At 73.2% G+C, this 25,670-nt stretch carries 21 protein-coding genes and 1 pseudogene; 11 read left to right on the forward strand and 11 right to left on the reverse strand.

The window, feature by feature from the left end; all coding sequences use genetic code 11:
• Positions 1-66 precede the first annotated feature (66 nt).
• Entirely contained in the window at positions 67-1,689 is a 1,623-nt protein-coding gene (locus ABTY59_RS19280) for an acyl-CoA synthetase (protein WP_352020171.1), read from the forward strand.
• A gap of 187 nt (positions 1,690-1,876) precedes the next feature.
• Here the strand turns inward: ABTY59_RS19280 and ABTY59_RS19285 are convergent, their stop codons facing one another.
• On the reverse strand, positions 1,877-3,397 hold the full coding sequence (locus ABTY59_RS19285; protein WP_352020172.1) for an alpha/beta fold hydrolase: 1,521 nt from the start codon (positions 3,395-3,397) through the stop codon (positions 1,877-1,879).
• A gap of 119 nt (positions 3,398-3,516) precedes the next feature.
• On the opposite strand from ABTY59_RS19285, the gene ABTY59_RS19290 reads away from it, so the two are divergent.
• Positions 3,517-4,332, forward strand: coding sequence for a pentapeptide repeat-containing protein (locus tag ABTY59_RS19290; protein ID WP_352020173.1), 816 nt, complete (start codon positions 3,517-3,519; stop codon positions 4,330-4,332).
• A 3-nt stretch (positions 4,333-4,335) separates the two neighbouring features.
• On the opposite strand, the gene ABTY59_RS19295 is transcribed toward ABTY59_RS19290, so the two are convergent.
• Positions 4,336-5,340: a zinc-dependent alcohol dehydrogenase family protein gene (locus tag ABTY59_RS19295; RefSeq protein WP_352020174.1), complete on the reverse strand. Its 1,005-nt coding sequence runs from the start codon at positions 5,338-5,340 to the stop codon at positions 4,336-4,338.
• Positions 5,341-5,487: 147 nt separating this feature from the next.
• On the opposite strand from ABTY59_RS19295, the gene ABTY59_RS19300 reads away from it, so the two are divergent.
• The gene (locus ABTY59_RS19300; protein ID WP_352020175.1) at positions 5,488-5,829 is read left to right on the forward strand and encodes an ArsR/SmtB family transcription factor; all 342 of its coding nucleotides are present in this window, start codon (positions 5,488-5,490) and stop codon (positions 5,827-5,829) included.
• Between the two features lie 168 nt (positions 5,830-5,997).
• On the opposite strand, the gene ABTY59_RS19305 is transcribed toward ABTY59_RS19300, so the two are convergent.
• A complete protein-coding gene (locus ABTY59_RS19305) occupies positions 5,998-6,774 on the reverse strand; it encodes a GNAT family N-acetyltransferase (RefSeq protein ID WP_352020176.1) in 777 nt (258 codons plus the stop codon).
• A gap of 58 nt (positions 6,775-6,832) precedes the next feature.
• Positions 6,833-7,243: pseudogene (locus ABTY59_RS19310) on the reverse strand (Crp/Fnr family transcriptional regulator); the annotation flags it as partial.
• Between the two features lie 149 nt (positions 7,244-7,392).
• Here ABTY59_RS19310 and ABTY59_RS19315 point away from each other — a divergent pair.
• From ABTY59_RS19315 to ABTY59_RS19325, 3 genes are all read left to right on the forward strand, one after another.
• Positions 7,393-7,545, forward strand: coding sequence for a hypothetical protein (locus ABTY59_RS19315; RefSeq protein WP_352020177.1), 153 nt, complete (start codon positions 7,393-7,395; stop codon positions 7,543-7,545).
• 226 nt (positions 7,546-7,771) lie between these two features.
• A complete protein-coding gene (gene paaK / locus ABTY59_RS19320; protein WP_352020178.1) occupies positions 7,772-9,058 on the forward strand; it encodes a phenylacetate--CoA ligase PaaK in 1,287 nt (428 codons plus the stop codon).
• A gap of 23 nt (positions 9,059-9,081) precedes the next feature.
• Positions 9,082-9,462, forward strand: coding sequence for a VOC family protein (locus ABTY59_RS19325; RefSeq protein ID WP_352020179.1), 381 nt, complete (start codon positions 9,082-9,084; stop codon positions 9,460-9,462).
• Between the two features lie 13 nt (positions 9,463-9,475).
• On the opposite strand, the gene ABTY59_RS19330 is transcribed toward ABTY59_RS19325, so the two are convergent.
• Positions 9,476-10,984 carry a fatty acyl-CoA synthetase gene (locus ABTY59_RS19330; RefSeq protein ID WP_352020180.1) on the reverse strand — a complete coding sequence of 503 codons (1,509 nt, stop codon included), beginning with the start codon at positions 10,982-10,984 and terminating at the stop codon, positions 9,476-9,478.
• A gap of 156 nt (positions 10,985-11,140) precedes the next feature.
• Here ABTY59_RS19330 and ABTY59_RS19335 point away from each other — a divergent pair, with 156 nt between their 5' ends.
• Positions 11,141-13,549 (forward strand): penicillin acylase family protein, encoded by a 2,409-nt coding sequence (locus tag ABTY59_RS19335; RefSeq protein WP_352020181.1) that lies wholly within the window; start codon positions 11,141-11,143, stop codon positions 13,547-13,549.
• Here ABTY59_RS19335 and ABTY59_RS19340 read toward each other — a convergent pair.
• Positions 13,539-14,645: a calcium:cation antiporter gene (locus ABTY59_RS19340; RefSeq protein ID WP_352020182.1), complete on the reverse strand. Its 1,107-nt coding sequence runs from the start codon at positions 14,643-14,645 to the stop codon at positions 13,539-13,541. The two genes, ABTY59_RS19335 and ABTY59_RS19340, sit on opposite strands and share 11 nt — an antisense overlap.
• 41 nt (positions 14,646-14,686) lie before the next feature.
• Complete coding sequence (locus ABTY59_RS19345) at positions 14,687-15,091, reverse strand: MarR family winged helix-turn-helix transcriptional regulator (protein ID WP_352020206.1); 405 nt, start codon at positions 15,089-15,091, stop codon at positions 14,687-14,689.
• A gap of 153 nt (positions 15,092-15,244) precedes the next feature.
• Here ABTY59_RS19345 and ABTY59_RS19350 point away from each other — a divergent pair, with 153 nt between their 5' ends.
• Together ABTY59_RS19350 and ABTY59_RS19355 are read left to right on the forward strand one after the other, a co-directional pair.
• Entirely contained in the window at positions 15,245-16,093 is an 849-nt protein-coding gene (locus ABTY59_RS19350; RefSeq protein WP_352020183.1) for a nitroreductase/quinone reductase family protein, read from the forward strand.
• A gap of 80 nt (positions 16,094-16,173) precedes the next feature.
• Entirely contained in the window at positions 16,174-16,821 is a 648-nt protein-coding gene (locus ABTY59_RS19355) for a DNA alkylation repair protein (protein ID WP_352020207.1), read from the forward strand.
• Here the strand turns inward: ABTY59_RS19355 and ABTY59_RS19360 are convergent.
• Positions 16,818-18,368: an acyl-CoA synthetase gene (locus ABTY59_RS19360; protein ID WP_352020184.1), complete on the reverse strand. Its 1,551-nt coding sequence runs from the start codon at positions 18,366-18,368 to the stop codon at positions 16,818-16,820. The genes ABTY59_RS19355 and ABTY59_RS19360 overlap by 4 nt on opposite strands.
• Positions 18,365-19,477: an NAD(P)H-dependent flavin oxidoreductase gene (locus ABTY59_RS19365; protein WP_352020185.1), complete on the reverse strand. Its 1,113-nt coding sequence runs from the start codon at positions 19,475-19,477 to the stop codon at positions 18,365-18,367. The genes ABTY59_RS19360 and ABTY59_RS19365 overlap by 4 nt, the downstream gene beginning before the upstream one ends.
• Positions 19,478-19,603: 126 nt before the next feature.
• On the opposite strand from ABTY59_RS19365, the gene ABTY59_RS19370 reads away from it, so the two are divergent.
• Positions 19,604-21,400 (forward strand): serine hydrolase domain-containing protein, encoded by a 1,797-nt coding sequence (locus ABTY59_RS19370; RefSeq protein WP_352020186.1) that lies wholly within the window; start codon positions 19,604-19,606, stop codon positions 21,398-21,400.
• Positions 21,401-21,672: 272 nt separating this feature from the next.
• Entirely contained in the window at positions 21,673-23,664 is a 1,992-nt protein-coding gene (locus ABTY59_RS19375; protein WP_352020187.1) for an exo-alpha-sialidase, read from the forward strand.
• 100 nt (positions 23,665-23,764) lie between these two features.
• On the opposite strand, the gene ABTY59_RS19380 is transcribed toward ABTY59_RS19375, so the two are convergent.
• Entirely contained in the window at positions 23,765-24,205 is a 441-nt protein-coding gene (locus ABTY59_RS19380; RefSeq protein WP_352020188.1) for a subtilase-type protease inhibitor, read from the reverse strand.
• Between the two features lie 298 nt (positions 24,206-24,503).
• Complete coding sequence (locus ABTY59_RS19385) at positions 24,504-25,412, reverse strand: LysR family transcriptional regulator (protein ID WP_352020189.1); 909 nt, start codon at positions 25,410-25,412, stop codon at positions 24,504-24,506.
• Between the last annotated feature and the right edge of the window lie 258 nt (positions 25,413-25,670).

The raw sequence follows: 25,670 nt of genomic DNA on the forward strand, positions 1-25,670 counted from the left end.
ACCGGTCGGCGCTCTAATGACCGCCACGTCCATGTGAGTCAGCGCGAGCCGGGGTCAGGAGGAACGGTGGAGTACAACCTTGCCGACCTGTTCGAATCGGTCGTCGACGTGGTCCCCGACCGGGAAGCGCTGGTGTACGTCGACCATCCGGGCACCGGCGCCGAGCGACGGCTCACCTACGCCGAGCTCGACGCCGCCGCCAACCGGCTCGCGCACCACCTGATCGACGCGGGCGTCCGGCCCGGCGAGCACCTCGGCCTCCACCTGTACAACGGCGTCGAGTACCTGCAGACGGTCCTCGCCTGCCTCAAGGCGCGGATCGTGCCGGTCAACGTGAACTACCGGTACGTGGAGGAGGAGCTCGTCTACCTCTACCGGGACGCCGACCTGGCCGCGCTCGTCTTCGACGCCGAGTTCACCGGACGGGTCGCGGCGGCGCTGCCGCAGACGGAGAAGCTGCGGCACCTCGTGAGGGTGGGGACCCCTCCCGAGGACGCCCCGGCGCTCGACTGCGTGGCGTTCGCGGAGGCGGAGGCCGCCGGCTCCTCCGGGCGCGGCTTCGGCCCCCGCTCGCCCGACGACCTGTTCATCATCTACACCGGCGGCACCACCGGCATGCCCAAGGGCGTCCTGTGGCGCCAGGAGGACCTGTTCTTCGCCGGGCTGTTCGGCGGCGACCCCTCGGGCGAGCCGGTGAAGCGCCCCGAGGAACTGGCCGAGCGCGTCGCGGCCGGCGGCGCCGGGATCACCTTCTTCCCCGCGCCGCCCCTCATGCACGGCACGTCCACGCTGACGGCGTTCATCGCCCTCAACTACGGGCAGCGGGTGGTCCTGCACCGCAAGTACGTGCCCGAGGAGGTGCTGCGCACCCTGGAGAAGGAGAAGGTCTCCAGCATCTCCCTGGTGGGGGACGCGATGCTCCGGCCGCTCGTGGACGCGCTGCGCGGACCGCTCAAGGACACGGACCTGTCCGCCCTGTTCAGCCTCTCCTCGTCCGGGGCGATCATGTCCGAGACGGTGCGGGCCCAGCTCCAGGAGCTCATGCCGAACGTGCTGCTGCTCAACAACTTCGGCTCCACCGAGTCGGGTTCCAACGGACGCGCCACCGACGACTCGGGTCCGGCCAGGGGATTCCGGCTGCACGTCAACGAGCGCACCCAGGTCGTCGACCCGGCGACCCGGGTCCCCGTCGCGCCGGGCGAGACCGGCCGTCTCGCCCAGCGCGGCCATGTCCCGCTCGGCTACTACAACGACCCGGCCAAGACCGCCGAGACCTTCTTCGAGCGGGACGGGGTGCGGTGGGTGCTCCTCGGCGACATGGCGACCGTCGACGGAAGCGGGGTGGTCACCGTCCTGGGGCGCGGCTCGCAGTGCATCAACACGGGCGGCGAGAAGGTGTACCCCGAGGAGGTCGAGCAGGCCCTGAAGTCCCACCCCGACGTGTACGACGCACTGGTGGCGGGGGTGCCCGACGCCCGGTGGGGCAACCACGTCGCCGCCGTCGTCCAGCTCAGGGACGGGGCGGAGCCCCTGGACCTGGAGACCCTCCAGACCCACTGCCGGCAGCAGCTGGCGGGGTACAAGGTCCCCCGCCAGCTGGTCCTCACCGACCGGGTCCAGCGCTCCCCCAGCGGCAAGGCGGACTACCGCTGGGCCCGCGCGGTGGCGGTGGAGGCGGACACGCCCTGATCCGGGCCTGACCGGCAAGGCACCGCCTAGTGCTGTGGCCGGAAAGGTTTGCCGGGTCGCGGCGTCCGGTGCGGTGCATCGCAAGGCGGAGGGCCTCGGCTCGTACTGGACGCGTTCGCGAGGGCCGACAACGCGGCGAGGTGCCGTGCCGGGCGTCGCGACCCGGTGAACCTTTCCGGTCACAGCACTAGATCCCGAACTCCCGGATCGCGGCGAGGAATTCCGCCGGGCGGGTCTCGTGGATCAGGTGGCCGGCGTCGATCGCGACGAGGCGGGCGCCGGGGATGTCGTCGGCGAGGCGGACGAGCTCGCCCTGGGGGACGTGGCTGGAGGGGCCGCCGGCCAGGACGAGGGTGGGGGCCGTGATCGCGGAGGCACCCGCGCGCCAGGCGGGGTCGGGCGCGTTCAGCTGGGCGTCGGTGGCGGGGACGATGTCCCAGTCGAAGGCGAGGGGCCCCTCGGGGCGCTCCGCCTCGGGGCGCTGCGGGTCGAGCGGGACGAAGGCCGGGGCCTCCTCCAGGACGAGGCGGCCGATGAGGCCCGGTTCGCGCTGGGCGAGGAGGTACGCGGCGCCGGCGCCCATCGAGTGGGCGACGACGCCGGCGCCGGTCAGTCCGAGGGCCTTCAGGAAGCCGCCGAGCTCGTCGCGGAAGTCGTCGAAGCCGTAGCGGCCGGGGCGGTCGCTGAGTCCGTGGCCGCGCAGGTCGACCGCGTACACCCGGTGATCGGCCGCCAGGTCCGCGGCGATCTCCGTCCAGGTCCCGCTGTTCTCGCCGCGGCCGTGGACGAGGACGACGGGCCGGGCGTCCTCGGGTCCGGCGACCCGGCAGGAGAGCCGTACGCCGTCGACGGTGACCGTGCGGACGGCCGGGTCGAGGAAGGCGGCGACCGGGCGGACGAAGGCCTCCGCGTCGTCGACCCAGGGGAAGTGCCCGGCGCCCGGCTGGACGACGACCTCGGCGTGCGGGAAACAGGCGGCCGCCTCGGCGGCCTTGGCGGGCGTCGGCCCGGCGTCGTGCTCTCCCGCGACGACGAGGACGGGAGCGCTGAGCGCGCCGAGGGCGCGGCGGGTCGCGTCCGGGTCGTAGGCGCCTTCGCCGTGGTAGAGGGGGGCGCCCTCCCAGTTCGTCTCCCGTCCGCCGGCCGCCGCGTGCTCCTGGGCGTGCGCGTCCCAGCGGCCGTAGCCGAAGGGGGCGGCGATCTCGTGGACGCGGCGCAGTGGGGTGTCGGCGTCGAGGGCGTCGAGCGCCGCCCTGGCCTCGGGGTACCAGGGCCGGTCGGCGAAGACCTCGGCGGCCTTGTCCCACTCCTCGTCGGTGGTCACGACGCCGAGGGCGCGTCCGGCGGAGGTGACCAGGACGAGGGAGCGGATCCGCTCGGGGTGGGCGGCGGCGTACAGGACGGCGAGGTTCCCGCCGGCCGAGTGGCCGAGGAGGTCGATCCGCTCCAGGCCGAGGTGGGCGCGGAGGGCCTCGACGTCGCCGACCTGCCGGTCGCAGCGGTACGTGCCGGGGTCGGCGGGCACGGCGCTCGCCCCGGTGCCGCGGGCGTCGAGCAGGACGAGGGTGCGGTGGGCGGCGAGTCCGCCGAGGTCCCCGAGGTAGCCGGCGTCGCGCATCGGCCCGCCCGCGAGGCAGACGAGCGGCTCTCCCTCCCCCTGGACGCGGTAGGCGAGTTCGGTCCCGTCATGGCTGGTGAACGTCGGCATGGCCCCGATCCTCACCGGCCCCGGTGGATCGTCGCAAGGGGTTTCGCCGTGGGCGGGACGGCGGCGGCGGCGCGATACCGTGGGACGACGTCCCCGAACCGCTAAGGAACCGTTCCCCCGTGCCCGAGACCAGGGATCCCGCCCTCCGCGGCGACTGCGCCAACTGCTTCGGCCTGTGCTGCGTGGCGCTGCCCTTCGCGAAGTCGGCCGACTTCGCCGTGAACAAGTCGTCGGGCGACCCCTGCCGGAACCTCCAGGAGGACTTCCGCTGCGGGATCCACACGCGGCTGCGGCCGAGCGGCTTCCAGGGCTGCACGGTGTACGACTGCTTCGGCGCCGGTCAGCGGGTCTCCCAGGTCACGTTCGGCGGAGTGTCCTGGCGGGAGGCTCCGGAGACCGCCCACCAGATGTACGAGGTGTTCCCGGTGGTGCGCCAGTTGCACGAGCTGCTGCGCTACCTCACGGAGGCGCTGGCCCTGCGGACGGCGCGTCCCGTCCACGCCGAGCTGCGGGCGGCGCTGGCCCGCGTGGAGGAGCTGGCCGGGGGCACGCCGGAGGCCCTGGAGAAGCTGGACGTGGCCGCGGTGCGGGCCGAGGTGAACCCGCTGCTGCTCCGGACGAGCGAGCTGGTCCGGGCCACCGCGGGCGGCCGTCCGAAGAGCCGGCGCGGCGCGGACCTGATCGGCAAGCGGCTGCGCGGGGCGAAGCTGCGGGGCACGGACCTGCGCGGGGCGCTGCTCATCGCCGCCGACCTGACGGGGGCGGACCTGTCGCTCGCGGACCTGATCGGCGCCGACCTGCGCGACGCCGACCTGTCGGGGGCGGACCTCACGGGGGCCCTCTTCCTGACGCAGCCCCAGCTGAACTCGGCGCGGGGGAACGCGGCGACGCGTCTCCCGGAGGGCTTCGACCGCCCCGCGCACTGGACGGCCTGACGCCTACTGGGGCACGGTCACGACGATCTTGCCCACCTGGTGGCCGGCTTCCATGGCCCGGTGCGCGGCGACGATCTCGTCGAGCGTGAAGGTCCGGTCGACGGCCGCTTCGAAGAAGCCGGTGCGCAGCCCGGACTCGACGAAGGCGCGGGCCCGCCGCAGCCGCTCGGGGTCCCTGGTCGTCTCCGGCATCGTGTACGTCCGGAGGGAGACGGCGGGCATCCCGAGGTCGAAGCCGGGGTACGGGGTGGGCAGCCCGCTCACGGCCCCGTAGAGCAGCACCGTGCCGCCGGGGGCGACGGCCCTGACGAGGTCGGTGACACCGGGTCCCGCGACCCCGTCGAAGGCGAGGTCGGCGCCGCGCCCGCCGGTGAGTTCCCGTATCCGCTCGGCGACGTCCTCCTCCTCGGTGACGATCACCTCGGCCGCGCCCGCCTTGAGCAGGGCGTCCTTCTTGGCCCGGGTGCGGGTGGTGGCGAGGGGGGTGGCGCCGATCCGGTGGGCGGTCCTGATCGCGGCGAGTCCCACGCTGCTGGAGGCCCCGGTGAGGACGACCGTGTCCCCGGCGCGCATCCCCCCGACCTCGACGAGGCCGCCGTACGCCGTGACGTACGGCATCCACACGGCGGCGCCCTCGACGGGTCCGAGCCCCTCCGGGCGGGGCACCAGCGACGAGGCGGGGACGATCGCGCGCTCGGCGTAGACGCCGTGGTCGTTCATGGAGAACGAGGGGACGACGCTGACCGCCTGCCCGGCCGAGAACCCGGTCACCCCGTCGCCCACGGCCTCGACGACGCCGGCCGCCTCCAGGCCGATCCGCGCGGGGAAGCTCCGGGCGGGCTCGATGTAGTGACCGCTGCGGAAGAGCGCCTCGGCGCGGTTGAGGCCGATCGCCTCCACGCGGAGGAGGACCTGGCCGGGACCCGGCCCGCCCACCTCGACGTCCTCGACGCGGAGCACCTCCGGACCGCCGTACTCGTGGAACCGCACCGTCCTCGCCCTGCTCATCGGCCTTCCCCTCCCGGCTCGGCGTCGGCGGGGCACGGACCGCTCCGCCGTCGTGCCCCCAGCCAAGCGCAAGGTTCGACCGCTGTCAAACTTCGACGCCCATAAAACTTCGATGCCTGTCGTACGATGCTCCCGGAGGTCGCCACGATGACAGCAACGGCACGCACCGGCCGGCGGGACCGCGTCCCGCCCCACCCCGAGCTCGGCGAGATCGGTCTGCAGCAGGTCCTGGAGGCCCTGGTCGACCCGGTCAGGCGCCGGATCGTCGCCGAGCTGTACGCGGCGGGCGAGGACCTGGCCTGCGGGACGATCGAGCTGCCGGTCAGCAAGTCCACGGCCACCCATCACTTCCACGTCCTGCGCGAGGCCGGCCTCATCCGCCAGCACTACGCGGGGACCTCCCGCATGAACGCCCTGCGCCGCGAGGAGTTCGAGGAGCGCTTCCCCGGTCTCCTGCGGGCCGTGGTGAGCGCGCACGAGCAGGTCTAGGGGGTGTTTCGAAAGTCCTGTGCGGTGCCCGCGGTGTCCGGTGCGTGCCCTCGGCGTGCCGGACGAAGGCCCTCGTAGCGGAGCTACTCGGGTCTTTGGCCGGTGCGGCGAGGGGGCGTGCCGGGCGCCGCGGGTGCTGTGCGGGGCTTCCGAAACACCCCCTAGGACTCAGGGCTCGTACACGTACGGCGTCGTGGTCGTCAGCGGCAGGAAGCCGAGGCGCCGGAGGATGGGGCGGCTGGTGTCCGCCGCGTCGACCTGGACGTAGCGGTGGCCCCGGGCGGCCGCGACGCGGGCGCGGTGGGACACGAGCGCGCGGTAGAGGCCGCGGCCGCGCCAGCCCTCGACGGTGCCGCCGCCGTAGAGTCCCGCGAAGTCCGTGCCGGGGTACAGGTCCAGGCGGGCCGCGCTGACGGGTTCGCCGGCGGCGACGGCCACGACGGCGGGGACCGTGCCGGGGTCGGCGGCGAGCCGGTCCAGGAGCTGACGGCCGATGTGGGAGCTGTCGGTGCCGAAGGCCCGCTCGTGGACCTCGACGACCTGTCGGACCCCGGACTCGTCGGTGACCGCGCGAAGTTCGACGCCCTCGGGAAGCGGCACGTCCGGCGGCAGGTCGGCGGCCTCGGCGGCCATCAGGGTCTCGGGCTCTTCAGGGGTGAAGCCCGCCGCGAGGAGCCGGTCGCCGAGGTCGGCGGGGGTGTCGTGCGCGTACAGCTTCCACTCGAAGGACAGGCCGGCGGCGCGGTAGTGCGCGATCTGCCCGGCGACCGCGCCGTCGGCGTCCGACGCGTCGAGGCCCGACCAGAGCACGCCGTTCCACGCGTGCGCGGGGCCGGTCTGGCGGACGAGGGCGCCGACGCGCTCGACGCGGCAGCCGGGCCCGTCGGGGCGGGCCTCGCGCCGCAGCTGGAGGTCGTACAGGTCACGCAGGTGCCGGGGTTCCATGGCGGCCACTCCAGCACCGTGATCGAGCCGGGGCAACGGGTTTTGACCCCGAGGCCGGTCAGGCGCGCGGGCGCACCTCGACGTTCTCGAGGATGCCGACCGCGTCCGGCACGAGGATCGCGGCGGAGTAGGAGGCGGACACGAGGTAGGAGATGATCGCCATCTCGTCGATGCCCATGAACCGGCAGTTGAGGCCGGGCTCGATCTCGTCGGGCAGACCGGTCTGGTGCAGGCCGATGACGCCCTCGCTGTCCTCTCCGGTGCGGACGGCGATGATCGAGGAGCTCTGCCGGTCGGTGACCGGGATCTTCCCGCAGGGCAGCAGGGGGACCCCGCGCCAGGCCGGTGCCCTGCGCCCGTCGACGTCCACGGAGTCGAACGCGAGACCGCGCTTGCTGCACTCCTTGCCGAACGCGGCGATCGCCCGGGGGTGGGCGAAGACGTCTGCACCTGACGGTCCAGGAGCTCCGCGAGCGCCTGGCCGCCTCGCCGGCCCGGTTGGTGGCGCGCGGGCGGTGGCCGTCGGCGCCGGCGCTCCGGACGTGCTCGCGGAGGTTCTCGTACTGCTCGGCGACGGCCTGGTAGGCGGTGCGGGGCAGGGCGAGGAGGGTGACGGCGGTGACGGCCTTGGCGGCGGCGGTGCTGAGGCTGAGCTGGATCCGGCGGAGCTCGATGGCGGGCGGATGGGCCGCCGACGCGGTGTCGACCGACCTGGTGACCCGCTTTCTCGAAGGGCGTACGGACTACGTCACTCTCCGTGTCCCGATGTGACGCACGGCGGTGTACGTCATCCGGGTGCGGCGCGGGCGGGCCGAAGTGCCGGTCGGAGCCGGCCACCCCGCGAGCGCCCCGCGCGCTCCGCCGTCCGGGCGGCCGCGTCGGCGGAAAAAGGTCGGCCCGGCCCCTTGCCAAGCCCCGGGTACCTCCGGTTTTACTGACCCGGAACGGATCAACCGAATGATCGGTAGTCCGTTTTACGACGGCGGAGGAGTGGCGCATGACGGAACTGCTGGACAGCGGCGAACGGCTCGGACGCGAGGAGCTCGCGGCCCTCCAGCTGGAACGGCTGCGCGCGACCCTGCGCCACGCGTACGAGAACGTGGACTTCTACCGGCGCTCCTTCGAGGCGGCCGGGCTGACCCCGGACGACTGCCGTACGCTCGCGGACCTGGCACGGTTCCCCTTCACCGCCAAGTCGGACCTGCGCGACCACTACCCCTTCGGCATGTTCGCCGTCGACCCGTCCCGGATCCGGCGCATCCACGCCTCCAGCGGCACGACCGGCCGTCCGACCGTCGTCGGCTACACCGAGGCCGACCTGGACATGTGGGCCGACGTGGTGGCCCGCTCCCTGCGCGCCGCCGGCGCGCGCCCCGGCCACAAGGTCCATGTGGCCTACGGCTACGGTCTGTTCACGGGCGGGCTCGGCGCCCACTACGGCGCGGAGCGCCTCGGCTGCACGGTGATCCCGGCCTCCGGGGGCATGACGGCGCGGCAGGTGCAGCTCATCCAGGACTTCCGGCCCGAGATCATCATGGTGACCCCCTCGTACATGCTGACGCTGCTCGACGAGTTCGAGCGGCAGGGCGTGGACCCGCGGTCGACCTCCCTGAAGGTGGGCGTCTTCGGCGCGGAGCCGTGGACGGAGGAGATGCGCAAGGAGATCGAGGAGCGGTTCGCGATCGACGCCGTCGACATCTACGGCCTGTCGGAGGTCATCGGCCCCGGTGTGGCCCAGGAGTGCGTGGAGACCAAGGACGGGCTGCACATCTGGGAGGACCACTTCTACCCGGAGGTGGTGGACCCGTTCACCGGCGAGCTGCTGCCCGACGGCGAGGAGGGGGAGCTGGTCTTCACCTCGCTCACCAAGGAGGCCATGCCGGTGATCCGCTACCGCACCCGGGACCTCACGCGGCTGCTGCCGGGGACCGCGCGGGTGTTCCGCCGGATGGAGAAGGTCACCGGACGCAGCGACGACATGATCATCCTGCGCGGGGTGAACCTCTTCCCCACCCAGATCGAGGAGATCGTGCTCCGCACCCCGGGCGTGGCCCCGCACTTCCAGTTGCGGCTGACCCGGGAGGGCCGTCTCGACGCCCTGACCGTGCGGGCCGAGGCCCGTCCGGACGCGAGCCCGCAGGACCGCGCGGAGGCCGCGCGGGCGATCGCCTCGGCGGTGAAGGACGGCGTCGGGGTCTCGGTCGCCGTGGAGGTGGTCGACCCGGAGACGCTGGAGCGCTCGGTGGGCAAGATCAAGCGGATCGTGGACCTGCGGGGCGCGTAGCCTGGAGGGAGGAGGTGGTTGCGATGCTGTCGGACTCCCCCATCGCCGCGATCATTCCGGTCAGCGACATGAGCCGTGCCAAGCGTTTCTACTCGGAGACCCTCGGCCTGACCCTCACGAGGGAATCACCCGAGGACACCAGGTACGAGACCGGTGGGACGACGATCGGCCTCTATGAGACGCCCTACGGCGGCAAGGCCGAGCACACCCTGGCGAGCTGGAAGGTCGCCGATCTCGACGGCGAGATGAAGGAGCTGCGCTCCAAGGGCGTGACGTTCGAGGAGTACGACCTGCCCGGCATCAAGACGGTCGACGGCGTGGTCGAGTCGGACACCATGCGGGGCGCCTGGTTCAAGGACAGCGAGGGGAACATCCTCTGCGTGGTGGAGGAGCGCGCGGCCTGAGGCCCGCCCACGGTCATGAGGCGCCGAAGCGGTCCCTGAGCTGCCGCTTGAGGATCTTGCCGCTGGCGTTGCGGGGAAGGGCGTCCACGAGGAAGACGCGCTTCGGCGCCTTGAAGTGGGCGAGCCTCTCGCGGGTGTGGTCGAGGAGTTCGGCCTCGGTGACCTTCCCGCGGGGGACGACGACGGCCGTGACCGCCTCGATCCAGCGCTCGTCGGGGAGGCCGATGACGGCCGCCTCCGCGACCTCCGGGTGGGTGTACAGCGCGTCCTCCACCTGACGGGAGGCGACGAGCACACCACCGGAGTTGATGACGTCCTTCACCCGGTCGACGATCGTGAGGTAGCCCTCGGCGTCCCGGACCGCGAGGTCCCCCGAGTGGAACCAGCCGCCGCGGAAGGCCTCCTCGGTCTCGTCGGGCTTGCGCCAGTAGCCCTCGCACAGCTGCGGGGAGCGGTAGACGATCTCGCCGGGTGTGCCGTCGGGGACGTCCTCGCCGGCCTCGTCGACGACGCGGGCCTCGACGTGGCGGACGGGACGGCCGCAGGAGTCCATCCGCCCCTCGTGCTCGCCGGGTCCGAGGACGGTGGCGAGCGGGCCGATCTCCGACTGGCCGAAGCAGTTGTAGAAGGCGAGTTCCGGCAGCCGGGCACGCAGCCTCTCCAGGACGGGCACGGGCATGATCGAGGCCCCGTAGTAGGCCTTGCGCAGGGCGGACAGGTCGCGCTCGGCGAACGCGGGATGGTTGGCGAGGCCGATCCATACGGTCGGCGGGGCGAAGAAGCTGTCGGCGCGGCCCGCCTCGACCAGGTCGAACAGGACGGCCGGATCGGGTCCGTCGACGATCGTGTTCTCGGCGCCGACGGCGAGGTAGGGCAGCAGGAAGACGTGCGTCTGCGCCGAGTGGTAGAGCGGCAGCGCGTGCACCGGACGGTCGTCCTCGCTCAGGTCGAGCGCCTCGATCGCGCTCGCGTACTCGTGGACGAGCGCGCGATGGGTCATCACGGCGCCCTTGGGGAGGGCGGTGGTACCCGAGGTGTAGAGGAGCTGGGCGACGTCGCGGGCGTCGCGGTCGGCCTCGTACGGCTCCGGTTCGGCGAGCGCGTCGAGCAGCGAACCGGGAGCGTCGCGCAGCGCCTTGACCGCGAAACCGTCCGGGATCCGGTCGGCGAGGGCGGGGTCGGCGAGCACGAGCGAGCTGTCCGACTGCTCCAGGAGGTACGCGAGGTCCTCACCGGTCAGATGATGGTTGACCGGCACGTGGACCAGGCCGGCCCGGGCGCACGCGAGGAACGCGATGAGGTAGGCGTCGGAGTTGTGGCCGTACGTCGCGACCCGGGCGGACTCCGGCAGCGCGAGGCCGTGGCGCGGCTCCCGCAGCACGGCTGCGGCGGTGGAGACGGCGGCGTCCAGATCGGCGTAGGTCCAGGCCCGGTCGGCGTACCGGAGGGCGATCCGGTCGGGCACCCGCCGGGCGCTCGCGCGCAGGACACCGTCGACGGTTCGGCTGAGGAGTCGCTCCATGCGGTGATCCTCCGCGCGCGGAGGGCGGAAGGTCAAGTACCGTGCGGCGCGCCGTACATGCCCGGACCTCGGATACCGAACGGGATGTTGACAAGGGGCCGGGCAGCTGCGTGCATGGTCCGACCCGCAGTGCCCGTCAGCCCGTTGGGAGGCATCTTGCACCTCCGTACCCGTCTGAAACATCTGGCGCTCACCGGCGCGGCCCTCGCCGTCGTCACGGCCTCGCTGCCCGGAGCGGCGGCCGCCGACTCCGGGGACCGGGACCGCCACCCGTCCGACCGGGGCCTGTCGGCGGTCATCCGCTACACCGAGTACGGCATCCCGCACATCGTGGCGAAGGACTACGCGAACCTCGGCTTCGGCACGGGCTGGGCGCAGGCCGCCGACCAGGTCTGTGTGCTCGCCGACGGCTTCCTGACCGTGAACGGCGAACGCTCCCGGTACCTCGGGCCGGACGCCGCGCCCGACGGCTCGCTGTCCTCCGCCACCACGAACCTCTCCAGCGACCTGTACTTCCGGGGCGTGCGGGACGCGCGCACGGTCGAGGAGCTGCTCGCGACGCCGGCGCCCGCCGGACCGAGCCGGGACCTGAAGGAGCTGATGCGCGGCTGGGCGGCCGGCTACAACGCCTGGCTGCGCCGGAACCGCGTCACCGACCCGGCCTGCGCCGGGGCCGACTGGGTCCGTCCGGTGACCGCGCTCGACGTGGCCCGGCGCGGCTTCGCCGTCTCGGTGCTCGGCGGGCAGGGCAGGGCGGTGGACGGCATCACGGCCGCCCGGCCGCCCGCCGCGGCTCCCCCGCCGTCCGCCCGCTCGTCCGCCGCCGCCCCTGACGGCCCCGACCCGGCCCGTACGGCCGAGGCGGCACGCGAGCTGTTCGCGCCCGAGAACGCCACCATGGGCTCCAACGCCGTCGCGTTCTCCGGAGCCGCGACCGCGAACGGGCGCGGACTCCTCCTGGGGAACCCGCACTACCCCTGGCAGGGCGGCCGCCGCTTCTGGCAGTCCCAGCAGACCATCCCCGGTGAGCTGAACGTCTCCGGCGCCTCGCTGCTCGGGACGACCGTGGTCAACATCGGCTTCAACGACAAGGTGGCCTGGAGCCACACCGTCGCCACCGGCGTGCCGCTCAACCTGCACCAGCTGACGCTCGTGCCCGGCGACCCGACCTCCTACCTGGTGGACGGCAGGCCGGAGCGGATGGCCCCGCGCGAGGTGACCGTGGCGGTCAAGGACGGCGCCCCCGTCACCCGTACCCAGTGGTGGACGCGGTACGGGCCGGTCGTCGGCGGCCTCGGGGCGCAGCTCCCCCTGCCGTGGACCGCGACCGCCGCGTACGCCCTGAACGACCCCAACGCGGCGAACCTGCGCGGCTCCGACACCGCGCTCGGCTTCGGAAGGGCCCGGTCCGTCCAGGACGTCGCCGACACCCTGCGGCGCACCCAGGGGCTGCCCTGGGTGAACACGGTCGCGGCGGACTCCGCCGGGCACTCGCTCTTCACCCAGTCCCAGGTGCTCCCCCGGATCACGGACGAACTCGCCGCGCGCTGCTCCACCCCGCTCGGCCGGGCGACCTACCCGGCCTCGGGCGTCGCCGTGTTCGACGGCTCGCGGTCGGACTGCGCGCTCGGCTCCGACCCCGACGCGGTGCAGCCCGGTGTCTTCGGACCGTCCCGCATGCCGGTCCTGCGGGACGCCCCGTACGTCGAGAACTCCAACGACAGCGCCTGGCTGGCCAACGCCGACCGGCCGCTGACCGGCTACGAACGGGTCTTCGGCACCGTCGCCACCCCGCGCTCGCTGCGCACCCGGGGCGGGATCGAGGACGTGTCGGCGATGGCGGACCGGGGCCGGCTCACGGTGGCCGACCTCCAGCGGCAGCAGTTCGCGAACCGGGTGCCGGCCGGTGACCTGGCCGCGACTGACACGGCGCGGGCCTGCGCGTCGGCTCTCCCGGAGGACCCGGAGGTCTGCCGGGTGATCGGTGCCTGGGACCGGACGGTGGACACGGACAGCCGGGGCGCGCTGCTCTTCGACCGGTTCTGGCGGAGGTTCACGGGCTCGGTGAAGCCGGCCGACCAGTGGAAGGTGCCGTTCTCGGCGGCCGACCCGGTCGGCACCCCGCACACCCTGAACACGGAGGTGCCCGGCTTCGCGCAGGCGCTCAGGGACGCGGCGGCGGAGCTGCGGGCGGCGGGCATCGCCCTCGACGCGCCGCTCGGCGCCCACCAGTTCGTCGTACGGAACGGGCAGCGGATCCCGGTGAGCGGCGGGACCGAGGCGCTCGGCGTCTGGAACAAGGCCGAGCCGGTGTGGAGCGCCGCGGGCGGCGGTTACGTGGAGGTCGCGCACGGGACCAGCCACGTCCAGGCGGTCGGCTGGGACGGCGGCCGGTGCCCGGTGGCCCGCACCCTGCTCGCGTACTCCCAGTCGTCGAACCCGGCGTCGCCGCACTACAGCGACCAGACCCGGCTGTACGCGGGCGAGCGCTGGGTGACCTCCAGGTTCTGCGAGAAGGACATCCTGCGCTCGCCCGGTCTGCGGGTGGTGGTCGTCAGGGACTGAACGACAGGAACACGAAGGCGGCGAAGATCGAGAGATGGACGCTGCCCTGGAGGAGAGTGGCGCGTCCCGGCACCACGGTCAGGGCGCCCACGACGGCCGTGAGCACGAGCAGCACCATGTGGAGGGGCCCCAGGCCGAGGATCAGGGGCCCGTCCAGCCAGATCGAGGCGAGGGCGATCGCCGGAATGGTCAGACCGATGCTGGCGATGGCCGAGCCGTAGGCCAGGTTCATGCTGGTCTGCATGCGGTCCCGGCTCGCCGCCCGCACGGCGGCGAGCGTCTCGGGCAGCAGCACCATCAGCGCGATGACGACGCCCACGACCGCCTTGGGCAGGCCCGCGGAGGCGACGGCGTCCTCGATGGTGGGCGAGACGAGCTTGGCGTTGCCGACGACGGCGACGAGGGCGACCACGAGGAGACCGAGGCTGAACCAGGCCGCGCGGGCGGTCGGCGGCTCGGCGTGCTCGTCCTCCGACTCCGGGATGCCCCGGTCCGGCCGCGGCACCGGCAGGAAGTAGTCGCGGTGCCGGACCGTCTGGACGGCGACGAACACCCCGTACAGGAGGAGCGAGGAGACAGCGGCGAAGGCCAGCTGTGCGGCGGAGAACTCGGGGCCCGGGTGGCTCGTCGTGAAGGTCGGCAGGACGAGGGTCATGGTCGCGAGGGTGCAGACGACCGCGAGCTCGCCGCCGGAACCCTCCGCGTTGAAGACGGCGATCCGGTTGCGCAGCGCGCCGACGAGCAGCGAGAGGCCGACGATGCCGTTGCAGGTGATCATGACGGCGGCGAAGACCGTGTCCCGGGCGTAGCTCGTCGCCTTGTCGCCGCCTCCGATCATCAGCATGACGATCAGTCCGACCTCGATGACGGTCACGGCCACCGCGAGGACGAGGGAACCGAAGGGTTCGCCGATGCGGTGGGCGATGACCTCGGCGTGATGGACGGCCGAGAGCACTCCCGCGAACAGGCAGACGACGACGATCCCCACCGCGAAGCCCGGGAGATCGCGCCCCCAGGCCAGGCCGAGCACAAGCGCCGCCACCACCGGCCCCCAGGTGGTCCACTGCCGTGTCAATGCCGCCGTGCTCGAACTCATGATCCGTATCCTGCCACAAGTGGACCTTTCGCCCGTTTCGTTCAGCCGCCGTGGTCCGCGAGACCGTTCTCGTACGCGGCGAGGGTCTCGACGAACATCCTCCGTTCCGCCGGTCCGAGGGGGGCGAGGGCGGCGCGCCAGGCGCCGGCACTGCGACCCAGCCAGCCGTCGATCGCGGGGCGGTGCGCCTCGGCGATGGAGACGATCTTCCGCCGCCGGTCGGCGGGGTCCTCGGCCCGCTCCAGAACGCCCTTCTTGGCGAGGTCGCCGACCATCAGGCTCACCGTGGTCGGGGCGACCTCCAGGCGCGCCGCGAGCTCGTTCACACCGAGGGGCCCGTCGAAGAGCAGATAGGCGAGGAGGGAGAGATGGCGCGGCGCGAGCGTGAGGGACTGCAGCTCGTCGGGGATCCTGATGCGTTTGACCCGCCCGACCATCCGGGGCATGAGCAGCAGCAGTGCGCGGACGGCCTCGTCCACGTCCGGCCCGACGGCATGCCGGTCGCCGCTGTCCGCGATTGACACTCCGCACCCTCCGATTTAGCTTTGCTTTCAAAGCAAATAGATCTGTCGTGATCGATGCTACCGAAGGGCACCGTCATGTCCGATGTCAATCAGCGGGTCATCGAGGAGTTCCGCGCCGGCGGCGGCCGCGTGGGCGGCATGTTCGAAGGAGCCTCCTTACTCCTCCTGACCACGACCGGCGCCCGCAGCGGACGCCCCCACACCACCCCGGTCGTGTGCGCACGCGACGGAGCGCGGCTCCTCGTCTTCGCCTCGAACGCCGGCGGACCGAAGCACCCCGCCTGGTTCCACAACCTCCGCGCCGACCCGCACGTCACCGTCGAGCTCGGCACCCCCGAGGGCACCGTCGAACGCTTCGCGGCACGGGCGGTGGTGACGGAGGGCGAGGAGCGGGACCGGCTGTACGCGGACCAGTGCGCCCGGGACCCCGCGTTCGCCGCCTACCGGTCCGGCACCGACCGGGTCATCCCGGTCGTCGCGCTGCACCGGGTGGACCTCGCCGACCCGGCGCGGCACCGGGCCGTCGCCGCCCACCTGGTGAAGGTCCACGACGAGCTCCGCGCCGAACTCGCCGCGCTCCGCGAGGGCCTGGACTCCCCCGCGCCCACCCTCGGCCGGCAGCTCGCCCGCCACTGCCTCGCCTTCTGCGGCGCGCTCCACGCCCACCACCACAACGAGGACGGCGTCTTCGACCTGCTGGAACGCCAGTTCCCCGACCTCGCCGACGCCCTGGACCGGATGCGCCGCGAGCACCGGGTGGTCGCCCGCACCGTCGACGAACTGGAGGCCCTGCTGGGCTCAGGCGCCGCCCCGGAGACCCTGCGCACCGAGGTCGACCGCCTGGCGACGCGCCTGGAGGAGCACTTCGCCTACGAGGAGTCCCAGCTGCTCCCGGCCCTGGACCCGCTCCCTGATCCGGCCTGATCGACGAGACACCCCCTAGGCTGGACGCCGCACGCGACGAAGAGGAGACCGAGGTGACACAGACGGCACTGGCCGAGGTGATGGCCGAGCTGGCCGGGCTCGACGACCCCAAGGCACGCGCGGTCAACGAGCGGCACGGCGACGACCACGGCGTGAACCTCGGCAAGCTGCGCGCGCTCGCGAAGCGGCTGAAGACCCAGCAGGACCTCGCGCTCCTGCTCTGGGAGACCGACGACACCGCCGCCCGGCTGCTGGCCCTCCTCGTCTGCCGCCCGAAGGCGTTCGAGCGCGAACGGCTGGACCGCATGGTGCGCGAGACCCGGGCCCCCAAGGTGCACGACTGGCTCGTGAACTACGTGGTGAAGAAGAGCCCGCACGCCGAGGAACTGCGCGTCGCCTGGCTCGCCGACCCGGATCCGGTGGTCGCGAGCGCGGGCTGGGCCCTGACCGGCGCGCGCGTGACGAAGGAGTCCGAGGGCCTCGATCTCGACGCGCTGCTCGACGAGATCGAGGCCGGGATGAAGGACGCCCCCGACCGGCTCCAGTGGGCGATGAACGCCTGTCTGGCCCGGATCGGGATCGACCACCCCGAGCACCGCGCCCGCGCCGTCGGCATCGGCGAGCGGCTCGGGGTGCTCAGGGACTACCCGACGTCCCCGGGCTGCACGTCCCCGTTCGCCCCCGTCTGGATCGCCGAGATGGTGCGCCGCCAGGGCGCCCCCTCCTAGAGCGGGCGCTCGCGGCCCTCCCAGTACGGGTCGCGGAGCCGGCGCTTGTAGAGCTTGCCGTTGGGGTCACGGGGCATCGCCGCGACGAAGTCGACCGACTTCGGGCGCTTGAAGCCCGCGAGGCGGTCGCCGCAGTGGGCCAGGATCTCGGCGGCGAGCGCGGGCCCCGGCTCGTACCCCTCGGCCGCCTCGACGACCGCCTTGACCTCCTCGCCCCAGTCGGCGTGCGGGATGCCGAAGGCGGCGGCGTCCGCGACCGCGGGATGGGCGAGCAGGGCCGCCTCGATCTCCGCCGGGTAGATGTTGACCCCGCCGGAGATGATCATGTCGATCTTGCGGTCGCGGAGGAAGAGATATCCGTCCTCGTCCAGGAGGCCGAGGTCGCCGACGGTGAAGAAGTCGCCGATGCGGTTCTTCGCGGTCTTCGCCTCGTCCTTGTGGTACTGGAAGCCGCCGGTGTTCATCTTGAGGTAGACGGTGCCGAGCTCTCCCGGCGGCAGCCGCTTCCCGTCGTCGTCGAAGACGGCGAGTTCGCTGATGGGCCAGGCCCTGCCGACCGTCCCCGGCCGCTTGAGCCACTCCTCGGCCGTGGCGAAGGCGCCGCCGCCCTCGCTGGCCGCGTAGTACTCCTCGACGCACCGGCCCCACCAGTCGATCATCGCCCGCTTGACGTGCTCGGGGCAGGGAGCGGCGCCGTGGATGGCGTGGCGCATGGAGGAGACGTCGTACCGCTCCCGGACCTCCGCCGGGAGGGCGAGCAGGCGGTGGAACTGGGTGGGCACCATGTGCGTGTGGGTGCAGTCGTACCGGTCGATCAGGCGCAGCATCTCCTCGGGCGCCCACCGGTCCATGAGGACCAGCGGATGCCCGATGTGCAGGGCGGCGGCCGCGAACTGGAGCACCGCCGTGTGGTACAGCGGCGAGCAGACCAGGTGGACGTTGCCGTCGGCGGGCCGGATGCCGAAGATGCCGAGGAAGCCGCCGAGGTGGGTCTCCTCGGGGAGCTTCCCCGGGAGCGGGCGGCGGATGCCACGGGGACGGCCGGTGGTGCCGGAGGTGTAGTTCATGACCCAGCCGAGGGTGCGGTCGGCGGGGGCCGCGTCGTCCTGGCCGTCGAGCAGCTCGGCGTACGGGCGGAAGCCGGGGATCGCGCCGACGGCGTACCGGCGGGTGGGCGGGAGAGCGGCCTCGTCGGCGGCGAGCGTCACGGCCTCGGCGAAGCGCTCGTGGGCCACGAGGACCTTGGCGCCGGAGTCGGCGACGATCCAGGCGATCTCGGGGCCGACGAAGTGGTGGTTGACGGGCACGAGGTAGAACCCGGCCTGGGAGGCGGCGAGATGGGCGGTGAAGAACTCGGGGCCGTTGGGCAGGACCACGGCGAAGGCATCGCCGCGTTCGAGCCCCGCGGCGCGCAGTCCGTGGACGAGACGGTTGGCCTCGGCGTGCAGCCGGCCGGCGCTCCACTCCTCGCCGTCGGGCGCGACGAGGACCGTGCGGGCGGGGTCGGCGGCGGCCTGGGCCCAGAATCCGGTGGGGCCTTGAGTCACGGGGTGCTCCGTCCGGCGATGCGGTTGATGCGGTCGACGGCCTTCTCGAAGCCGCGGGTGAGCTCGTCCACGACCTCCTGGACGCTGCGCTCGGAGTTCATCCGCCCGACGATCTGTCCGACGGGGGTGCCGAGTAGCGGCTCGACCTCGTACCTCTGGATGCGGGACACGGCCTCGGCGACGAGGAGTCCCTGGAGCGGCATGGGGAGCGGTCCGGGTCCCGCCGGGTCGTCCCAGGCGTCGGTCCACTCGGTGCGGAGCTGGCGGGCGGGCTTGCCGGTCAGGGCGCGGGAGCGGACCGTGTCGCCGGAGCCGGCGGCGAGGAGCTTGGCCGTGAGGGCGCGGGAGTGCAGTTCGGCCTCGGTGGTGGTGAGCCAGATCGAGCCGAGCCAGACGCCCTGGGCTCCGAGGGCGAGCCCGGCGGCGATCTGCTCGCCGCTGCCGATGCCTCCGGCGGCGAGCACGGGCAGCGGGGAGACGGCGTCGACGACCTCGGGGGTGAGGACCATGGAGGCGATCTCGCCGGTGTGGCCGCCCGCCTCGTACCCCTGGGCGACGACGACGTCGATGCCGGCTTCGGCGTGGTGGCGGGCGTGGCGGGCGCTGCCGGCGAGGGCGGCGACGAGGACGCCGTGCTCGTGGGCGCGGGCGACGACGTCGGGCGGCGGCGAGCCGAGCGCGTTGGCGAGGAGCTTGATCGGGTAGTCGAAGGCCACGTCGAGCTGGCTCCGGGCGACCTGCTCCATCCAGCCGGTGATGCGCCAGCCCGAGGCCTCGCCCTCGGCCAGTTCGGGCACGCCGTGCTTGGCGAGGGTGGCGCGGACGAACGCCCGGTGCTCCTCGGGGATCATCGCCTCGATCTCGGTCTCGGTGACCCCCTCGACCGCCTTCTTCGCGGGCATCACGACGTCGAGGCCGTAGGGCAGCCCGTCGGTGTGCTCCTGCATCCAGTCGAGGTCCCGGGCGAGGTCGTCGGGCGCGGTGTAGCGGACCGCGCCGAGGACGCCGAACCCGCCGGCTCTGGTGAGCGCGGCGGCCACCGCGGGGAAGGGCGTGAAGCCGAAGATGGCGTGCTCGATCCCCAGTGTGCGACTCAGCTCCGTCTCCATGGGCGGCAGGATGCCGCAGCGGCGCGGCGGAGGGAAGAGGTTTTCTGATGCATCGTCAGATTCTTTGGGGTCGGCACGGGCGGCACGTCGGCGTTTCGCCGCGGCACCCGGTGGGAGAGGGTGGACATGACGGAGGACACGGAACGAGACGGAAGGCCGAGCCGCCGCGCGTTCGGCGGCGGCGTCCTGGCCCTCGGAGGTGCGCTGGTGATCGGTGCGGTGCCGGGCGGCGCGTCCGCGGACGCGCCCGGTCCGGGGTCACGGGCCGCCCGGCCCCGGTCCGCGCCGGCGGCCCCGCGGACCACGCTGCGGCGCGGCTCGGCCGAGCGGGCGGGGCTGCTCGCGCCGCACCTGGACGCCCTGGTCACCGAGGCCGAGCGGTTCCTCGCGCCCTCCCCCACACACCCCTGGTACGCCGGCGCCGTACTGCTCGCGGGGCGGGGTGGCACCGTCGCCCTGCACCGCGCGATCGGCTCGGCCGTGCGGTACGCGGCGTACGACGAGAAGACCGACAGCGGGGTCGAGCTGCCGCCGGAGCGGCGGGTGCCGATGACGGTGGACACCGTCTTCGACCTCGCGTCGGTGTCGAAGCTGTTCACCTCGATCCTCGCGGTGCAGCAGATCGAGCGCGGGGCGCTGGATCTGGAGGCGAAGGTCACCGCGTACCTGCCGGAGTTCGGCGGCGGCGGGAAGCAGGACGTCACCGTGCGGCAGCTGCTCACCCACACCTCGGGGTTCCGGTCGTGGATCCCGCTCTACCGGGAGCCGACGCGGGAGGGCATGCTCCGCCTCCTGTGGGTCGAGACCCCGGCGAACCGGCCCGGTTCCACGTACCTCTACTCCGATCTGAACCTGATCTCGCTCCAGCTGATCCTGGAGGAGATCACCGGTCACGGTCTGGACACCCTGCTCCACGACGAGATCACCGCTCCGCTCGGGATGCACCGCACGCGTTTCAATCCCCCGCTCTCCTGGCGGCCGGGGATCGCCGCCACCGAGGACGCCCGCCCACCCTGGTCCGGCCTCGACCGGGGCATGGTGCGGGGCGAGGTCCACGACGAGAACGCGTACGCCCTCGGCGGCGTCGCGGGCCACGCCGGGGTCTTCTCCCGCGCCTGGGACCTCGCGGTCCTCGCCCGCACCCTGCTCAACGGCGGCGCGTACGGCCGGGCCCGCATCCTCTCCCCCGCCTCCGTGGAGCTGATGTTCACGGACTTCAACACCGCCTTCCCCGGCGACGAGCACGGGCTCGGCTTCGAGCTCTACCAGCACTGGTACATGGGCGCCATGGCCACCCCGCGCACCGCCGGACACACCGGCTTCACCGGCACCAGCCTCGTCCTCGACCCGACGACCGACACGTTCCTCGTCGTGCTCGGCAACTCCGTTCATCCCGTGCGCTCCTGGCGCTCCGGCTCGGCACCGCGCGTCGCCACGGCCGACCGACTGGCCAGAGCCGTGCCCGTACGGCCCGCCCGGGGCCGCACCGCCTGGTTCGCCGGCATGACGAACACCACCACGGCCACCCTGACGCTCCCTCAGGTACCGGGCGCCGCACGCCTGGAGTGCGCCCTGTGGTGGGACACCGAGCCCGGCGCCGACCCGGTGTCCCTGGAGACCTCGGCCGACGGCGGCGCGACCTGGCGGCCGGCGCCCTTCACCACCGGCGGCAGCGCCGAGCACCCGACGGGCACCGTCGGCGGCTGGTCCGGGCGCGCCTGGCACACCGTGTCCGCGCCGCTGCCCGGGAGCGGCCCCCTGGTGCGCTGGCGGTACGCCACCGACCAGCGGTACGTGGGACGGGGCGTGTACGTGGACGGGCTGCGGCTGCTCGACGCCGCGGGGGTGCCGGTGTTCGACGAGGCGCGACCGGCGGACGGGGCACGGATCGCGGCGAACGGCTGGACCAGGTCGGCCGATTGAGGCATGCCTGACGAACCGTCGGACGAACAAGGAAGCGAGCTGCACACACGTGATCACATGAGGTAGCGTCAACTCCGGAAGATCTCACCGGGGGGATGAGACGAACGCCGAGGCGAGCGTCCGTCGCGTCACCCGTTCGCGGTGCCTTCCACCGCGCGGGGGTCGCCGCAACCGACCCGCCGGCGAACGCGGCACGACCGCTTCCCGGCCCGGCCGCCCCGTCAGCAGTCGCCTCCACTTTCCCTTTTCGCATGCGTCAGAGGTGTTCCTTCATGCTGCCCCTGTCCGAGCGCCGTCCACCGGACGGTCGCCGCTTCGCGCTGTCCGCATGGTTCGGCGCGCTCTCCCTCGCGGTCCTGGCCGCGTTCGTGCTCACGGTCACACCGCAGGCGCCGGCCATGGCGTCGACGACGGCCACGAGCGCCGCGCCGGTGGTCGCGAAACAGGTCTCGACCACACCGTTCAAGGCGCGGGATGCCTACTACTGCACCCGCATCCCCGCCCTCGTCACCAGCGAGGACGGCGTCCTCCTCGCCTTCGCCGAGGGTCGCAACCGGTTGACGACGACCGGTTGCCACGACGTCGGCGACAACGACATCGTGCTCAGGAGGTCCCTCGACGGAGGTGCCACCTGGCAGCCCCTCCAGGTCGTCGCCGGCGGCTCCGACGAGCTCGCCCACGGCAACCCCGCGCCGGTCGTGGACGCGGTCTCCGGCCGGATCACCCTCCTGTATTCCAGCAGCGAGTGGAACCACGACCCGGCCAAGCCCAGCCGCACCGGATTCGGGCGCTCGGTCTACGCCACCTCCAGCATGGACGGCGGCCTGACCTGGACCGCGAGCGTGGAACAGAAGCAGCTCAAGGCAGCCGGCTGGGGGTGGGTCTCCACCGGCCCCGGTCACGGCATCCAGCTGAGCCGCGGACAGCACCACGGCCGGCTCGTCGTTCCCGGCGACCACACGGCCGGGGGTGACACGACCGCCGGCGGCCAGCTCTACGTCAGCGACGACGGCGGCCTCACCTGGTCGCTCGGCGCCACCTCCGAGGTGAGCAAGTCCGGTGCGTACCCGGGTGAGCTGACGGTCGCCGAGACCGTCGACGGCAACGTCTACGTCAACGCCCGCAACTCCGCGCCGACGCACTGCCTGACCAACGAGCACCGCCTGGAGACCGTCGCCACCGACGGCGGCGGCTCCTTCGCGGCCCCCTTCACCCAGGTGGCCAACCTGGACACCTCCCCGGTGTTCGGCTCCCTGCTGCGGCTGCACGCCATGGACCGGGACAAGAAGCCCGACCAGCTGCTGTACTCGGGGGCCTCGCGCCTCGGCCCGAGCGCGCTGGAGGACCGGCGCGAGCTGGCCGTCCGCTCCTCGTACGACGAGGGGAAGACCTGGCAGACCGTCGGCACCCTGGTCACGGGGAACCGTGCGGGCTACTCCGACCTGACGCTCCTGCCGAACGGTTCCATCGGCATCGCCTACGAGACGGCCGGCAACATCCCGCACGGCAACGTCGACTTCGCCGCCTTCACCGAGACGGCCATGAAGGACTCCCAGACGGAGCTGCGCCGCCCGCGCACCTCCGACACGCGCGTCAAGGCCGCCGGCGAGGCCGGCAACCACGCCATCGTCCACGGCGGGGCGCGGCTCGGGACGCGGCTCGACGGCGTCGCCATGGACTTCGACGGCGAGGACGACTACCTGCGTCTCGTCTGCTCGCCGTCCCTGCGGGTCGAGGACAAGGACTTCACCGTCACGGCCTGGTTCAGGCACAACGCCACGACCGGCACCCTGCCGATCATCTGGGCGTACGGCATGACGGGCCGGCACTTCTCGGTCCGCGCCGAGCCCGGCGGCGGCGTGCTGCGCGGCACCGTCGGCACGGACAAGGGCACCACCGAGGTGACGCTCCCGTCCTCGTACAACGACAACCAGTGGCACCACGTCGTGTTCACCCGTCAGGGCCTCACCGTCCGCCTGGCCGTGGACGGGGGCAGGACCGGGTCCGCGACCATGCCGGAGGAAGGCACCGCCTCGGACCGGAACCTCACCCCCGCCGGTGAGTTCAACATCCACATCGGCGCCCGGCCCGACTTCCCCAACCAGCCGCCCGGCGTCGCGCAGCTCTTCCGGGGGACCCTCGACGACGTACGGCTCTTCACCACCGCACTGACCGACGCCGAAGCGGCGGACGTGAAGAACGGCTCCCTCGCCGTGCGGACCGGCGACGAGAAGCTCCGCCTCGGCTTCTCCACCATCTGGTAAGCGACCGAGGCGCACGGGACGGCCGGTGCCCGGGCGGGCACCGGCCGTCCTCCAAGGAGCCGCGCCGCCTTCTGACGGCGCGGCTCCGGGTTCCGCGCCGTCAGAAGGCGAGGGCCGCCGCCGAGGCCGTGCGGGCGTGCTGCTCACACGCGTTGCCGTACGTCTGAGACCAGGAGATCCGCCGGCCCTCCCAGACGCCGTCGCCGGTGATCGTCACCGGCGCCCACTCGCGCGTGCAGGGCCGGCCGCCCGACCGGACCGTCAGGGCGCCCAGGTCGCCGCCGCTCGCGGCCAGTTCGGCGCACGCGGTCGCGGGGCTGGGGTGCGTGCCGCCGGGGGTGGGGGCGCAGCTCAGGGTGACGGCGCGGACGACGCGGGCCGTCTTGGGGCTGTCCCCCTGCCCGAGGGTGAGGACGAGCGCCGACGGCGGGTAGAGGCCTTCGGGGGTGGCCTCGGCGGTGCCGACGAGGGCCGAGCCGATGAGGGCGAGGCCGGCGGCGGTGGCGAGCGCGGTGGCGCCGAGGGTACGGACGTGACGCACGGGGGTGTCCCTTCGCGTGGTTTCAGGGGTGCGAGCCGATCGGCTGCGGAGTGGAGTCTCGTCGACGCGCAGAGTGATCGCACATCTGTCCGCACTTTCCGGCCGCCACCGGGCGCCGGACCCGACCGATTGGTCGTTCGGGAAGCTGAGAGGGGGTGCGGGCCGTCTTCGGGTGACCCGCACGGGGCTGCCGCCGAAGAGTCGTACAAGCTTGCACAACGCTTCCACCTGCGGCGATCCAAGAGATGTTCGAGAGCGAACCACCTGAAAAGGAGCGTGATCGTCCGGAACTCTGCCGTCAGGCCCGGGGTCCGGCCGCGTCGCCGAGCGCCCCGAGGACGGGGCTGATCAGGGGGTGGTCCTCCGCGCCGCGCCGGACGGCGGCGAAGACCCGTCGGGTCGGTGCGACGCCCTCGATCGGGCGGACCTCCACACCGCCGAGCTCCATGCCGCGCAGGGCCGAGCGCGGTACCAGCGCCACGCCCGCGGACGCCGCGGCGAGGGCGACGACGGCACGGAAGTCGTCGGAGGAGTGCTCCGGGTTGAGGGTGAACCCCGCGTACTCGCAGGCCAGGACGGTCACGTCATGACAGGGATTGCCCGCGGACTGGCCGATCCAGGCGTCCTTCGCGAGGTCGCCGAGGGCCACTCGCTCGCCGGCGGCCAGCGGGTGGCCGGGCGGCAGGACCGCGTCGAACGGCTCGGCGTAGAGCGGGACCCGGGTGAGCCGGGGGTCGTCCTCGCCGGGTGCCCCCCGGTACTCGACGGCGACGGCCACGTCGACCTGCCGGTCCAGGACCATGAGCAGGCTCTCGTCGCCCTCCGCGTCCCTGACCCGGACCCGGATGCCGGGCGCGGTGCGGGCGAGGGCCGTGATGGCGGGGGCCACCACGAGCCCGATGCCGGTGGCGAACGCGGCCACCGTGACCGTGCCGGCGTCCCCGGAGCCGTACGCGGCGAGCTCGGCCTCGGCCCGCTCCAGCTGGGCGAGCACGGCGTTGGCGTGACTGAGGAGGATCTCCCCGGCCGGGGTGAGGCGCGCGCCGCGCGCGCTGCGGTCCACGAGCCGGTGGCCGGTCTCCTGCTCCAGGGCGGCGAGCTGCTGGGAGACGGCGGAGGGGGTGAGATAGAGCGCGGCGGCCGCCGCCGTGACCGTGCGGTGGTCGGCCACCGCACGGAGGATGTGCAACCGCCGCGCTTCGATCATGCCCCTAGTGTCTCAGCCTCCGGACACCGGATCCGTCCGGAGTCCGGAGGCAGGGACGGGCCCCACCGCTGGCCGGGCGGGGCTTCGCGGACCCTGGGGCGGTCCGGAAGGTCCCGCCTGGCTCGCGGGCAGACGACGGGGCTTTCCGGACAGGCCAGGCCGCGGGGGTGTTTCGAAAGTCCTGTGCGGTGCCCGCGGTGTCCGGTGCGTGCCCTCGGCGTGCCGGACGAAGGCCCTCGTAGCGGAGCTACTCGGGTC

The organism is Streptomyces sp. NPDC096079 (genome assembly GCF_040303145.1).
GTDB lineage: Bacteria > Actinomycetota > Actinomycetes > Streptomycetales > Streptomycetaceae > Streptomyces.

Excerpts from the sequence above, each read along its gene's own strand:
- ABTY59_RS19285 (WP_352020172.1), bottom strand. The coding sequence starts at position 3,397 with ATGCCGACGTTCACCAGCCATGACGGGACCGAACTCGCCTACCGCGTC.
- ABTY59_RS19295 (WP_352020174.1), bottom strand. The coding sequence starts at position 5,340 with ATGAGCAGGGCGAGGACGGTGCGGTTCCACGAGTACGGCGGTCCGGAG.
- ABTY59_RS19300 (WP_352020175.1), top strand. The coding sequence starts at position 5,488 with ATGACAGCAACGGCACGCACCGGCCGGCGGGACCGCGTCCCGCCCCAC.
- ABTY59_RS19305 (WP_352020176.1), bottom strand. The coding sequence starts at position 6,774 with ATGGAACCCCGGCACCTGCGTGACCTGTACGACCTCCAGCTGCGGCGC.
- paaK (WP_352020178.1), top strand. The coding sequence starts at position 7,772 with ATGACGGAACTGCTGGACAGCGGCGAACGGCTCGGACGCGAGGAGCTC.
- ABTY59_RS19325 (WP_352020179.1), top strand. The coding sequence starts at position 9,082 with ATGCTGTCGGACTCCCCCATCGCCGCGATCATTCCGGTCAGCGACATG.
- ABTY59_RS19330 (WP_352020180.1), bottom strand. The coding sequence starts at position 10,984 with ATGGAGCGACTCCTCAGCCGAACCGTCGACGGTGTCCTGCGCGCGAGC.
- ABTY59_RS19340 (WP_352020182.1), bottom strand. The coding sequence starts at position 14,645 with ATGAGTTCGAGCACGGCGGCATTGACACGGCAGTGGACCACCTGGGGG.
- ABTY59_RS19345 (WP_352020206.1), bottom strand. The coding sequence starts at position 15,091 with ATGCCCCGGATGGTCGGGCGGGTCAAACGCATCAGGATCCCCGACGAG.
- ABTY59_RS19350 (WP_352020183.1), top strand. The coding sequence starts at position 15,245 with ATGTCCGATGTCAATCAGCGGGTCATCGAGGAGTTCCGCGCCGGCGGC.
- ABTY59_RS19355 (WP_352020207.1), top strand. The coding sequence starts at position 16,174 with ATGGCCGAGCTGGCCGGGCTCGACGACCCCAAGGCACGCGCGGTCAAC.
- ABTY59_RS19365 (WP_352020185.1), bottom strand. The coding sequence starts at position 19,477 with ATGGAGACGGAGCTGAGTCGCACACTGGGGATCGAGCACGCCATCTTC.
- ABTY59_RS19370 (WP_352020186.1), top strand. The coding sequence starts at position 19,604 with ATGACGGAGGACACGGAACGAGACGGAAGGCCGAGCCGCCGCGCGTTC.
- ABTY59_RS19375 (WP_352020187.1), top strand. The coding sequence starts at position 21,673 with ATGCTGCCCCTGTCCGAGCGCCGTCCACCGGACGGTCGCCGCTTCGCG.
- ABTY59_RS19385 (WP_352020189.1), bottom strand. The coding sequence starts at position 25,412 with ATGATCGAAGCGCGGCGGTTGCACATCCTCCGTGCGGTGGCCGACCAC.